This window comes from Pseudomonas sp. P42, from assembly GCF_017973755.1.
In the GTDB taxonomy this organism is placed as follows: domain Bacteria; phylum Pseudomonadota; class Gammaproteobacteria; order Pseudomonadales; family Pseudomonadaceae; genus Aquipseudomonas; species Aquipseudomonas iridis.
Map to the genome: position 1 here is coordinate 339,420 of NZ_JACOPU010000003.1, position 12,824 is coordinate 352,243.

The window sequence follows — 12,824 nt, forward strand, 5'->3', positions numbered from 1 at the left end:
ACCTTCTTTTCTAATACCCTTTAGGAATTTATCCCCGTATTTGCGCGCTCCGGTGCCGCCCACAACAACGCGCCGGTCAATTCCTGAAAGGTATTAAGCTGGCCTGTTTAGGCCCATTTGCCCTGAAGCAATCCTGTAACAGTTCCATCACCCCAGCAGCCAGCCCGGGGCACTATCCAGATCAATTGTTACAGTTTGTGTGTCGGTAGGTTTTTTGCACGCACGGCGAAGCGGCCGTTCTTGCCGGAATTAAACAAGTCATTCCAGTCGTGGTTTTCAGCGAGGAGGAATCAGAAGGAGAGGTTCAGATTGGAATGCACAGGTGTCGCGCTGTGGGGACCTTGCAGCCTGCCCCCACTCGCCACGCCCTGATGAATCAAAGGGTCTTTTCGAAGATCTTCGAATTACGTTGATAGTTGTACAGCGACGCCCGAGCCGCTGGCAGACGCTCAACACTGCTCGGTTCGAAACCACGCTCGCGGAACCAGTGCGCGGTCCGTGTGGTAAGCACGAACAGCGTCTTCAAACCCTGCGCACGGGCACGGGTCTCGATGCGCTCCAGCAATTCGTCGCCGCGCCGGCCATGGCGATACTCCGGGTTCACTGCCAGACACGCCAGTTCACCCGCATCCGAATCGGCAATCTGATACAGCGCCGCACAGGCTATGATCATGCCTTCGCGCTCGACCACGCTGAACTGCTCGATCTCACGCTCCAGCACTTCACGCGAACGACGTACCAGAATCCCCTGCTCTTCCAGCGGGCTGATCAGGTCAAGCAAACCGCCGACGTCTTCAATCGCGGCCTCGCGCACCAGTTCGAATTGCTCCTGGGCAACCAGCGTGCCGCCACCGTCTCGGGTGAACAGCTCGGTCAGCAGTGCGCCATCCTCGACGTAACTGACGATGTGGCTGCGCGCCACACCGCCTCGGCAGGCTTCGGCGGCGGCATCCAGCAGTTCCGCTTGATAATTGCTGCTGCCCAGACGCTGCAAGTGCGCCGGCACTTGTTGTGGACGCAGCTCACGCACCAGTTTGCCGTTCTCGTCGATCAGGCCGAGGTCAGCGCCGAACAGCAGCAATTTGTCTGCACCCAGATCGATGGCGGCGCGGGTGGCGACGTCTTCGCAGGCGAGGTTGAAGATTTCCCCGGTCGGCGAATAGCCCAGCGGCGACAGCAGCACGATCGAACGCTCATCGAGCAAACGATTGATACCCTTGCGGTCGACCCGGCGCACTTCACCGGTGTGGTGATAGTCGATACCTTCCAGTACACCGATTGGTCGCGCGGTAACGAGGTTGCCGCTGGCCACGCGCAGGCGCGAGCCCTGCATCGGCGACGAGGCCATGTCCATCGACAACCGCGCTTCGATAGCGATGCGCAACTGGCCGACCGCATCGATCACACACTCAAGGGTCGCGGCATCGGTGATGCGCATGCCGTGGTGGTAATGCGGAGTCAGGCCGCGGGCGGCGAGGCGGGTTTCAATTTGTGGGCGCGAACCATGCACCAGCACCAACCGCACGCCGAGGCTGTGCAGCAGCACCAGGTCGTGGACGATGTTGCCGAAATTCGGATGATCCACGCCGTCGCCGGGCAGCATGACGACGAAGGTGCAATCGCGGTGGGCATTGATGTAGGGAGAAGCGTGACGAAGCCAATTAACGTATTCGGGCATGAACCTGGGCCTGTAATAAATAGCAGCCGGAAAAAAGGGCGAAACGGAAAACGCACAGCGGGCTGATGGTTATCGTCGGAACAGGCTTGGCGACACGCGCGCTCTCCTCATGAATACGGGTTGGGTTGCAGGCAATTTACAGCGTTCGGTCAGGTAAAACATGGATCCCTTGTGGGAGCGAGCCTGCTCGCGAACGCGGTGTGTCAGATACATCAATGTTGATTGACACGACTGCTTTGCGAGCAGGCTCGCTCCCACAGGGGTACATCATGGTTTGTCCGGGGTCAGGCAGTAATGTTCAATCAACTGTCGCAATAGATGCACGGTAGGCTGCAAACGTGACATTTCAAGGTATTCGCCCGGTTGATGCGCACAGGCAATATCACCGGGGCCAAGTACGATGGTTTCGCAACCAAGACGCTGAAGATAAGGCGCTTCGGTGCCGAACGCTACTGCTTCGGCAGTGTGGCCGGTGAGCTTTTCGGCAATACGCACCAATTCGGCGTCCGCGTCCTGCTCAAATGGCGGCACTTCCGGGAACAATGGCTTGTAGTCGATCTTCACCTGATGCCTCTCGGCAACCGGGTTGAGCTTGCGCAGAATCTCTGCCCGCAGGACTTTCGGGTCCATACCCGGCAACGGCCGCAGGTCGAACTCCAGCGAACACTGGCCGCAGATACGGTTGGGGTTGTCGCCACCATGGATGCAGCCGAAATTCATGGTCGGTTGCGGCACGCTGAATTGCGGATTGTTGTATTCGCGCTGCCACAGCAGGCGCAGGCCGCGCAGTTCGCCGATGGCATCATGCATGGCCTCAAGGGCGCTGTGCCCCAGGCGCGGGTCCGACGAGTGCCCGCTCTGCCCAAGGATGTCGATGCGTTCCATCATGATGCCTTTGTGCATGCGAATCGGCTTGAGCCCGGTCGGCTCGCCGATCACTGCCGCGCGGCCCAGCGGTCGTCCAGCCTCGGCCAGCGCGCGGGCACCGGACATCGAGCTTTCTTCGTCACAGGTGGCGAGGATCAGCAGCGGTTGCTTGAACGGCTGGTCGAGCAGCGGCAGCACGGCTTCGATGATCAGGGCGAAGAAGCCCTTCATGTCGCAACTGCCCAAACCGACCCAGCGGCCGTCGACTTCTGTGAGTTTCAGCGGATCGGTCTGCCATAAGGCGTCGTCGTACGGCACCGTGTCGCTATGCCCGGCCAGCACCAGACCGCCGGGGCCACTGCCGAAACTGGCGAGCAGATTGAATTTGCCGGGGCTGACCTGCTGGATATCGCAGCTGAACCCCAGATCACCCAGCCATCCCGCGAGCAAATCGATCACCGCGCGGTTGGACTGATCGAGGCTCGGCTGGGTGCAGCTGACCGATGGCGCGGCAATCAGCGCAGCGAACTGGTCTTGCATGGATGGCAAAGGCATCGCTGACTCCAACTCCCGATTTGAAGTCCATCATAGAACCATCCGGCGTCAGGAATAAACCGCCGCAGGGCGTAGGACGAATCAGTCCTGTACACTGCACGGCCTTGGCAGCCACATATTCCCCGGCTGCGCTCCCGATCCTGGATTTTCCGGCCATGCAGAAAGAAACCGAAATCAAACTCCGCGTCAGCCGCGAAACCCTCGCGGCCCTGCGCGAGCACCCCCTTCTAAAAAAACGCAACAAAAGTGGCTGGGAACGCCGTGAGTTGATGAACCAGTACTTCGACACCCCGGAGCGCGATCTGGCCCAGGCCAAAGTCGCCCTGCGCCTGCGCAAGGACGGCGATGAGGTGATTCAGACCCTCAAGACCCGTGGCCAGAGTGTCGCCGGTCTGTCCGAGCGAAACGAGTACGACTGGAAACTGCCCAAAGCCAAGCTCGACGTGAAGAAACTCGACGGCGAATGCTGGCCAGAATCGCTGGCCGACCTGGACAAGAAAACCCTGAAGCCGATCTTCACCACCGATTTCGTCCGCGAGCGCGCCGAAATCGCCTGGGGCCGCGGCAAGAGCAAAGTGGTCATTGAAGCGGCGCTGGATCTGGGTCATGTCGTGGTTGGCAAACAGAAAGAAGAAATCTGTGAGCTGGAACTGGAACTGCGCGAAGGCGAGCCTGAAGCGTTGCTGGAACTGGCCGCTGAACTGGCGCAAACCCTGGCCCTGATGCCGTGCGACATCAGCAAGGCAGAGCGTGGCTATCGTCTGTACGACGCCAACAGCTACTCGCTGAGCCTGCCGGCGCCACAACTGACGGTCGAAACCCAACTGGACGATGCTTTCGCCGCCCTGTGCTGGCATTTGCTCGGCAGCAGCCAGCGTCTGGCCGAACAATATCGTTTCAACGGTCACTGGCGTTTGTTACAGGACTGGGTCGAGAACCTCGCCGAAATGCGCGCTCTGCTCAGCAGCCTCGGCCAGGCTGCCCCGCGTCCTTCAACCCACGACCTGCGCGTGGCCCTCGACGCACTGCTGGAAGACTGGCGCCCGCTGGTTCAGGTGGGTATCGAAGACGAAGATGTGCGCAAAGCCGCGCCGGAGCAGTTCCTCGAAGAGCTGGAAGACCCACGCTGGGGCCTGTTCTCGCTGACGGCTTCGCGCTGGTTGCTGGCTCGCACCTGGACGGCTGATCGTAACGTGCGTGGCAACCGTCAGGGTGGCGCGCAGTTGCACAGCTGGTTGCCGCGTCTGCTCGGCGAAGAAGCCACGGCCCTGCAATTGCAGCGCTATCAGCAGCAGCCGGAAGATCTGGCTGAACAGCTGCCACGTATCGAGCGCATTCAGGTCTGGCTGCACCACGCCCGCAATGTACTGGAGATCCCGGAAATGGATCGCCTGTACGGCGAGCTGAACAAGCTGGCGCAGTTGGCCAACGAGCCGACGATCACTGACGAGCTGCTTGATGCACGCAAGCAGCAGGCGATTGCGGTTTATCAGAATCGCGCGTGGAAAATGCTGCTGCGTATGTAATACCGCCATCGCTGGCAAGCCAGCTCCCACAGGGTTTGATGTTGAAATGTAATTTGTGTTTCAACACAAAACCTGTGGGAGCTGGCTTGCCAGCGATGAGGCCAGCAGCCTCACCTCAAACCGGCAGGCTTGTTGTGGACTTGATCTCCGATAGCGCCACAATCGAGTTCACTTCCTGTATCCCCGGCACCAGCGACAGCTTCTCGAAGAAAAACCGCTCATACGCCTCGATGTCTGCCGCGACAATTCGCAACAGAAAATCCACCGCGCCCATCAGCACATAACACTCCAGCACCTCCGGAAAACCGCGAATCGCTTCGGTGAATTCGGTGAAGTTCGAACGCCCGTGGGCGTTGAGTTTGATCTCGGCAAAGATCTGCGTGTTGAGGCCGATTTTCTTGCGATCGAGCAAGGTCACCTGGCCGCGAATGATTCCCTCCTCCTTCATCCGCTGAATCCGCCGCCAGCACGGCGATTGCGACAAGCCCACCTGTTCCGCGATCTGCGCGCTCGAGAGCGACGCGTCCTCTTGCAGCAAAGCCAGAATCTTGCGGTCGTAGCTGTCCAGCTCGCTGTGCATAGAAAAACCTCAAACAGAACATTCTGCGAATTGATCCAGTTGATCAAACACCAATAACGCCCATCTTAGATAAGAAATACCCGGCAGAGAATGTAAAAATTCCTCCAGTGATTTTGGAGCCCCGCCATGCCGCACCTTGAAGCCGTCAACACCCCCCTGACCCGCGCCGATGTCTGGAACGTCAGTAACGTCCACTGCCTGGCGCAGTATCAGATTCTCGCCGAGGCCGAACCGGATCTGCTGGTGCGTGTGCTCAACCTGTTCGCGTTGCAGTTTCTTACGCCTGAGCAAGTGAACGTGCAGCGAATGGATGATCTGTTGTCGATCGACCTCGTCATGGGCGGCCTGAGCTGGCATCGCGCGCAAGTGATTGCGGAAAAACTTCGTAACCTGATCAGCGTCTGTTCGGTGAATCTGCAGAACACCGACACGGCGTGGGCTGCACCGGCGCAAGCGGCCGGCTGACAAATCCGGCAACGGCTTCGTCGGGTAGTGGCCCAACGGTCTGCGGGGCCGCGACTATCCTTTTGCGCACTGTCGCTTAAAAGGAAGCCCGCATGTCCGTTCAACTTGCCACTCAGGACCGCTGGCTGGAACTCAATGATGTGTTGCGTGAACTGGTCGCCCAAGGCTTCATCAGCCAGGATTCGGCGGAGCAGGCGCTCAATGCCCGCCGTCGCCACGCCGCGCATGGCCAGAAGCATCCGCTGGAGTTTATCGCCAGCCAGCAACTGGACGACCTCAGCCGGCCGGGCAAGCATCTGGATCTTGAAAGCCTGACCCTGTGGCTGGCGCAACAGGCCGGCCAGCCCTATCTGCGCATCGATCCGCTGAAGATCAACGTTGCCGCCATCACCCCATTGATGTCCTACGCCTTCGCCCAGCGCCACAAGATTCTCGCGGTGGCGGTTGATCGCGACTCGGTGACGGTCGCCAGCGCCCAGCCCTATGTGAATGGCTGGGAAGCCGATCTGACTCACGTCTTGAAGTTGCCGATCAAGCGGGTGGTGGCCAACTCGGCGGACATCCAGCGTTTCAGCGTCGAGTTCTTTCGCCTGGCCAAATCGGTCAGCGGCGCCAGTAACGCCGATCAACAGAACGGCAACCTCGGCAACTTCGAACAACTGCTCAACCTCGGCGCCAGCGATCAGGAGCCGGACGCCAACGACGCGCACATCGTCAACATCGTCGACTGGCTGTTTCAGTACGCCTTCCAGCAGCGCGCCAGTGATATCCATATCGAACCGCGTCGCGAGCAAGGCACAGTGCGGTTTCGCATCGACGGTGTGTTGCACAACGTCTATCAATTTCCGCCGCAGGTAACCATGGCGATTGTCAGTCGCCTGAAAAGCCTCGGGCGCATGAACGTCGCCGAAAAGCGCAAACCCCAGGACGGCCGGGTCAAGACCAAAACCCCGGACGGCGGCGAAGTGGAGTTGCGCCTGTCGACCCTGCCCACCGCGTTCGGCGAAAAAATGGTCATGCGGATTTTCGACCCGGATGTGCTGCTCAAGGACTTCGATCAACTCGGGTTTTCCGCCGACGATTTGCGCCGCTGGCAGGACATGACCCGTCAGCCCAACGGCATCATTCTGGTCACCGGGCCCACCGGTTCGGGCAAGACCACCACGCTCTACACCACCCTGAAAAAACTGGCGACGCCGGAGGTCAACCTCTGCACCATCGAGGACCCGATCGAAATGGTCGAGCCGGCGTTCAACCAGATGCAGGTGCAACACAACATCGACCTGAGCTTCGCCGCCGGGGTCCGCGCGCTGATGCGACAGGACCCGGACATCATCATGATCGGCGAGATCCGCGACCTCGAAACCGCTGAAATGGCGATTCAGGCGGCACTCACCGGGCATCTGGTGCTCTCGACCTTGCACACCAACGATGCGCCGAGTGCGATCAGCCGGTTGCTTGAACTGGGCGTGCCGCATTACCTGATCAAGGCCACGGTGCTCGGGGTCATGGCCCAACGGCTGGTGCGGACCCTGTGCCCACACTGCAAGGCACCGCTGACCCTGGACGAGGAGGATTGGCAAACCTTGACCCGCCCCTGGCAGGCGCCACTGCCGGGCAACGCGCAAAGGGCCATCGGCTGCGTGGAGTGTCGCGACACGGGTTATCACGGACGCGCGGGGGTTTACGAAATCATGCAACTGAGCGACAGCCTCAAAGCCTTCATCACCCCGGACACCGACCTCACGGCGATCCGTCGCCAGGCATTCAAGGAAGGCATGCGCAGCTTGCGCCTCTCCGGCGCGCAGAAAGTTGCGGCGGGGCTGACGACGGTGGAGGAAGTGCTGAGGGTGACGCCGCAAAGTGAGCTGAAATAGGCGCCCAGGGAACCGGATAGGGAAAATGACGATCCAACCAGTCATTCAACACCAGTGGAGTCACCCCCTCATGCGTCTCAAACTTGCTGTCGCTACCGTTGCCCTGCTGTCTCTGCCTGTTGGTTCGGCAATGGCCGACAGCTTCTGGCGTAACGTCATTTCCTCCGGCGCCACCACCGGCTCGACCTACCTGACCTTCAAGGATCACAAGCTGATTGTCGCCGCGCAGGACGACGCCGGCAGTTTCGTTGCCAGCGACGGCGGCATCCGTGGCCCGTACCTGGAAGCTGCGATGCAGAAAGTCCGTAACGACAATCCGGGCCTGCAGGCGACGGACATGGAACTGGCGAACGCGATTCTGGCGAAGAACGCCGTGGCTTCCGAGTAAGTCGTTCGCAGACAAAAATGCCGCTCATTTGAGCGGCATTTTTTTTGCCCGGATTTCAGCCACACCCTGTAACCCTGTGGGAGCGAGCCTGCTCGCGAAAGCGGCGTGTCAGTCACCGCAAATGAATGCTGGCTGAACGACTGCTTTCGCGAGCAGGGGATGGCATGCTTGCAGGGCAATCAGCGGTAATCGTCGACCGGCACGCAAGCGCAATACAGATTGCGGTCCCCATAGACATTGTCGACCCGATTTACCGCCGGCCAGTACTTGTGTGCCTTCGTGTGCGCATCCGGGGTGATGCCTTGCTCGATGCTGTACGGCCGCTCCCACACGCCGGTCACATCCGCCAAGGTATGCGGCGCACGCTTGAGCGGGTTGTCTTCCGCCGGCCAGTTACCGTTCTGCACCTCGGTGATTTCCGCGCGAATACTCAACATCGCGCCGATGAACCGGTCCAGCTCAGCCTTGGATTCGCTCTCGGTCGGCTCGACCATCAAGGTGCCCGGCACCGGGAACGACATGGTTGGCGCATGGAAGCCGTAATCCATCAGGCGCTTGGCGACATCCTCCTCGCTGATCCCGGTCTGCGCTTTAAGCGGTCGCAAATCGAGAATGCATTCATGGGCCACGCGACCATTGCGACCGGTGTAGAGCACGGGAAACGCACCGGATAAATGCTGCGCCAGGTAGTTCGCCGCGAGGATCGCCACCTCGCTGGCGTCTGCCAGTTGCGGCCCCATCATGGCGATGTACATCCAGCTGATCGGCAGAATACTCGCACTGCCCCACGGCGCCGCGCTGACTGCTCCGTTCTGCGCCAGCGGCCCGTCGATCGGCACGACCGGATGGTTGGCGACGAACGGCGCCAGATGTGCGCGAATGCCGATCGGGCCCATGCCCGGCCCTCCACCGCCATGGGGAATGCAAAAGGTTTTGTGCAGATTCATGTGCGACACGTCGGCGCCGATGTCCGCCGGTCGCGCCAGCCCGACCTGCGCATTGAGGTTGGCGCCGTCCATGTACACCTGACCGCCGTGCTTGTGGATAACCTCGCAAATCTCGCTGATGCCCTCCTCGTAAACGCCGTGGGTCGATGGGTAGGTCGCCATCAGGCACGACAACTTATCCCCAGCCTCGGCGGCTTTTGCTTTCAAATCCTCCAGATCAACGTTACCCGCCTCGTCGCACTCGACGATCACCACGCGCATCCCGGCCATTTGTGCCGAGGCTGGATTGGTGCCGTGGGCCGACGACGGAATCAGGCAGATATCCCGTGCCCCTTGCTGGCGGCTCTCGTGATATTTGCGGATCGCCAGCAACCCGGCGTACTCGCCCTGAGCGCCGGAGTTGGGCTGCATGCAAATCGCATCGAACCCGGTAATCGCGCACAACCAGCGCTCAAGCTCTTCGATCATCAAGGTGTAGCCGACCGCCTGCTCCCTGGGCACGAAGGGATGCAACTTGGCGAACTGCGGCCAGGTGATCGGGATCATTTCGCTGGTGGCGTTGAGTTTCATGGTGCAGGAGCCCAACGGGATCATCGACTGGTTGAGCGCCAGATCCTTGTTCTCCAGTTGCTTGAGATACCGCAGCATCTCGGTTTCGCTGTGATGAGCGTTGAACACCGGATGACGCAGATAAGGTGTGCTGCGCTGAAGATTGTCTGGAATGCCGGAAATCAGCGCCTCAGCATCAAGATCGTCGACGATCAGCCCATGATCGGCGCCAAGCAGCACATCGAACAGCTTTGCCACGGTGTGCTCGTCACACGTTTCGTCGAGGCTCAGACCGACCCGACCCCGGCCGAGAATCCTCAGGTTGATTTGCGCAGCCTTGGCACTTTCGATAATCGCGGTTTGCGCGCCGCCGACGTCCAGTGTCAGCGTGTCGAAAAACTGCGCGTTGACCCGGTTGATACCGTGGCGCTCAAGACCTGCCGCCAGAATGCAGGTCAGCCGATGCACCCGCTGCGCGACGCGCTTCAAGCCTTCCGGCCCGTGATAGACCGCGTAGAAACTGGCGATGTTGGCCAACAGCACCTGCGCCGTGCAGATGTTCGAATTGGCTTTCTCGCGGCGGATGTGTTGCTCGCGGGTTTGCAGGGCCATGCGCAACGCGACGTTGCCGCGAGCGTCCTTCGACACACCGATGATCCGCCCGGGAATCGCCCGTTTGTACTCCTCGCGACTGGCGAAAAAAGCGGCGTGCGGCCCGCCATAGCCCATCGGCACGCCAAAGCGTTGAGACGAACCGAACACCACATCGGCGCCCAACTCACCCGGCGGCGTCAGCAACAACAAACTGAGCATATCAGTGGCGACACAGGCCAGCGCCTGCTGGGCATGCAAGTGATCGATGAGCGGTCGCAGATCGCGGATCTCGCCGTGGGTGTCGGGGTATTGCAGCAGTGCTCCAAATACGTGGTGCTGCTTCAAGTTATCCACAGCGCCGATGATCAACTCGAAACCGAAACCTTCGGCCCGGGTCTGCACGACGGAAATGGTTTGTGGATGACAGTTCTCGTCGACAAAAAACAGATTGCTCTTCGACCTGGCGACACGTTTGGCCAGTGCCATGGCTTCCGCCGCCGCAGTAGCCTCATCGAGCAATGAGGCGTTGGCCAGTTCCAGGCCAGTGAGGTCGATGGTCAGTTGCTGAAAATTCAGCAGCGCTTCGAGCCGACCCTGGGCAATCTCCGGTTGATACGGCGTGTAAGCGGTGTACCAACCGGGATTTTCCAGCACATTGCGCAAGATGACGGTCGGCGTGAGCGTGCCGTGGTAGCCCATGCCGATCAGGCTGGTCCAGACCTGATTCTGCTCGGCGTAGCCACGCAGCCTGGCCAGCGCCGCTTGCTCATCCAGCGCTGGCGGCAAATCCAGTGCGCGATTAAAGCGAATGCCTAGGGGCACGGTCTGCTCGATCAGTTCACCTCGGCTGCCGAGGCCGAGGCTGTCGAGCATGGCCTGCTGCTCGGCGGCGTCGGGACCGAGATGGCGGCGCAGGAAGGCCTCGGGATCGCGTAACTGGCTCAGGGACGGCAACTGGGACATGACGGGCTCTCTCTTCGCTGGCGCTCGGCGTCAAGGCAAATACGGTCAAACCAGCATAGCAGTCCATGTCGCCGCCAATTTTCAGAGCAACCCCTTTCCCCTTGTGGGAGCGAGCCTGCTCGCGAATGCGGTGTGTCATTCAATTCAAATGTGTCTGACAGACCGCTTTCGCGAGCAGGCTCGCTCCCACAGGGAAAAATCATCGCCCATGAAAAAGCCCCGACAAGTCGGGGCTTTGGGGTGCAGCGCTCAGCTTACTCGCCGATGGCAGCCTTGTAGGCAGCCGCGTCGTGCAGCTTGTCCAGCTCAGCCTTGTCGCTTGGCTTGAGCTTGAAGATCCATGCACCGTACGGGTCGGAGTTCAGCAACTCAGGCGAACCGCTCAGCTCATCGTTGATCGCGATGACTTCGCCGCTGACCGGGGCGTAGATGTCGGAAGCGGCTTTCACCGATTCGACCACACCGGACTGATCGCCAGCTGCAAATACTTTGCCGACTTCGGTCAGCTCGACGAACACCACATCACCCAGCGCTTCCTGCGCGTGATCGCTGATGCCCACAGTGACGGTGCCGTCGGCTTCCAGACGTGCCCATTCGTGACTTTCGGCAAAACGCAGGTCGGCAGGAATATCGCTCATCTTCAGTGTCCTCAAGAAATTGTCAGCGGTGGTGCCCGCCGGAAAAGGTTAGATCAAAGTTTTGCCATGGCGTACGAAGGTCGGTTTGACCACTCGCACCGGGTACCACTTGCCACGGATTTCCACTTCGGCGCGGTCGGCAGTCGCCATCGGAACACGCGCCAGGGCAATCGATTTGCTTAGCGTAGGAGAGAAACTACCACTGGTGATCTCCCCTTCGCCAACATCGGCGATACGAACGACCTGGTGGGCACGCAAAACACCGCGTTCCTCAAGCACCAGACCGACCAGTTTGTGTGCAACGCCAGCGGCTTTTTCCGCCTCCAGCGCAGCACGGCCGATGAACTGACGCGAGGCCGGTTCCCAGGCAATGCTCCAGGCCATGTTGGAAGCCAGCGGCGAAACGTCTTGATGAATGTCCTGCCCGTAGAGATTCATGCCGGCCTCCACACGCAACGTGTCGCGGGCACCGAGGCCGATCGGGGAAATGCCGGCACCCACCAGATCGTTGAAGAATGCCGGGGCCTGATTGGCCGGCAATACGATTTCCAGACCGTCTTCACCGGTGTAACCGGTGCGGGCAATGAACCAGTCGCCGTCGGTCTCGCCTTCGAAGGGTTTGAGGTGCTGGATCAGCGTGGCACGCGACTGGGTGACCAGTTCGGCAATCTTGTGCCGAGCATGCGGGCCTTGAATGGCCAGCATCGCCAGCTCCGAGCGCTCGTGCAGTTGCACGGTGAAACTGCCGAGTTGCGCCTGCATCCAGGCCAGGTCCTGATCACGGGTCGAGGCGTTGAACACCAGACGATAACCGTCTTCGAGGCGGTAGACGATCATGTCATCGACGATGCCGCCACGCTCGTTGAGCATGGTGCTGTACAACGCACGGCCGGGGCGGTGCAGGCGTTCGACGTCATTGGCCAGCAAATGCTGGAGCCAGGCCTTGGCCTGGGCGCCGTTAACATCGATTACGGTCATGTGGGACACATCGAACACCCCGCAATCGCGGCGCACTTCGTGGTGCTCCTCGACCTGCGAGCCGTAATGCAGTGGCATGTCCCAACCGCCAAAATCGACCATCTTCGCGCCGAGGGCGAGATGCAGGTCATACAGAGGCGTACGCTGTCCCATGGGTTTCTCCTTCCGGGCGTGGCGAGGGTGCGGACTGCCGCTGCACGGCTGAAAGCCTCGAAATAT

10 protein-coding genes are annotated in these 12,824 nt (G+C 60.3%); 4 read left to right on the plus strand and 6 right to left on the minus strand.

Features of this window, described 5'->3' with window-relative positions:
• Positions 1 to 376: 376 nt before the first annotated feature.
• Together argA and argE are read right to left on the minus strand one after the other, a co-directional pair.
• Positions 377 to 1,678 carry an amino-acid N-acetyltransferase gene (argA, locus tag H8B20_RS10930; RefSeq protein WP_042561649.1) on the minus strand — a complete coding sequence of 434 codons (1,302 nt, stop codon included), beginning with the start codon at positions 1,676 to 1,678 and terminating at the stop codon, positions 377 to 379.
• Positions 1,679 to 1,945: 267 nt separating this feature from the next.
• Positions 1,946 to 3,100: an acetylornithine deacetylase gene (gene argE / locus H8B20_RS10935; protein ID WP_210623138.1), complete on the minus strand. Its 1,155-nt coding sequence runs from the start codon at positions 3,098 to 3,100 to the stop codon at positions 1,946 to 1,948.
• A gap of 155 nt (positions 3,101 to 3,255) precedes the next feature.
• On the opposite strand from argE, the gene H8B20_RS10940 reads away from it, so the two are divergent.
• Complete coding sequence (locus tag H8B20_RS10940) at positions 3,256 to 4,626, plus strand: CYTH domain-containing protein (protein WP_210623139.1); 1,371 nt, start codon at positions 3,256 to 3,258, stop codon at positions 4,624 to 4,626.
• Positions 4,627 to 4,741: 115 nt separating this feature from the next.
• Here the strand turns inward: H8B20_RS10940 and H8B20_RS10945 are convergent, their stop codons facing one another.
• On the minus strand, positions 4,742 to 5,206 hold the full coding sequence (locus tag H8B20_RS10945; RefSeq protein ID WP_016983809.1) for an Lrp/AsnC family transcriptional regulator: 465 nt from the start codon (positions 5,204 to 5,206) through the stop codon (positions 4,742 to 4,744).
• A 126-nt stretch (positions 5,207 to 5,332) separates the two neighbouring features.
• Between H8B20_RS10945 and H8B20_RS10950 the strand changes: the two genes are divergently transcribed.
• The 3 genes from H8B20_RS10950 to H8B20_RS10960 all read left to right on the plus strand — a co-directional run bounded on the left by H8B20_RS10950 (position 5,333) and on the right by H8B20_RS10960 (position 7,936).
• Positions 5,333 to 5,671, plus strand: a complete 339-nt coding sequence (locus H8B20_RS10950; protein WP_210623140.1) for a hypothetical protein — start codon at positions 5,333 to 5,335, stop codon at positions 5,669 to 5,671.
• Between the two features lie 92 nt (positions 5,672 to 5,763).
• On the plus strand, positions 5,764 to 7,548 hold the full coding sequence (gene tfpB / locus H8B20_RS10955) for a type IV pilus assembly ATPase TfpB (protein ID WP_210623141.1): 1,785 nt from the start codon (positions 5,764 to 5,766) through the stop codon (positions 7,546 to 7,548).
• 70 nt (positions 7,549 to 7,618) lie between these two features.
• On the plus strand, positions 7,619 to 7,936 hold the full coding sequence (locus tag H8B20_RS10960) for a DUF2388 domain-containing protein (protein WP_210623142.1): 318 nt from the start codon (positions 7,619 to 7,621) through the stop codon (positions 7,934 to 7,936).
• A 179-nt stretch (positions 7,937 to 8,115) separates the two neighbouring features.
• Here the strand turns inward: H8B20_RS10960 and gcvP are convergent, their stop codons facing one another.
• The 3 genes from gcvP to gcvT all read right to left on the minus strand — a co-directional run bounded on the left by gcvP (position 8,116) and on the right by gcvT (position 12,758).
• On the minus strand, positions 8,116 to 10,989 hold the full coding sequence (gene gcvP / locus H8B20_RS10965; RefSeq protein ID WP_210623143.1) for an aminomethyl-transferring glycine dehydrogenase: 2,874 nt from the start codon (positions 10,987 to 10,989) through the stop codon (positions 8,116 to 8,118).
• 254 nt (positions 10,990 to 11,243) lie between these two features.
• The gene (gcvH, locus tag H8B20_RS10970) at positions 11,244 to 11,627 is read right to left on the minus strand and encodes a glycine cleavage system protein GcvH (RefSeq protein ID WP_042561656.1); all 384 of its coding nucleotides are present in this window, start codon (positions 11,625 to 11,627) and stop codon (positions 11,244 to 11,246) included.
• Positions 11,628 to 11,675: 48 nt separating this feature from the next.
• A complete protein-coding gene (gene gcvT, locus H8B20_RS10975) occupies positions 11,676 to 12,758 on the minus strand; it encodes a glycine cleavage system aminomethyltransferase GcvT (RefSeq protein ID WP_042561657.1) in 1,083 nt (360 codons plus the stop codon).
• Between the last annotated feature and the right edge of the window lie 66 nt (positions 12,759 to 12,824).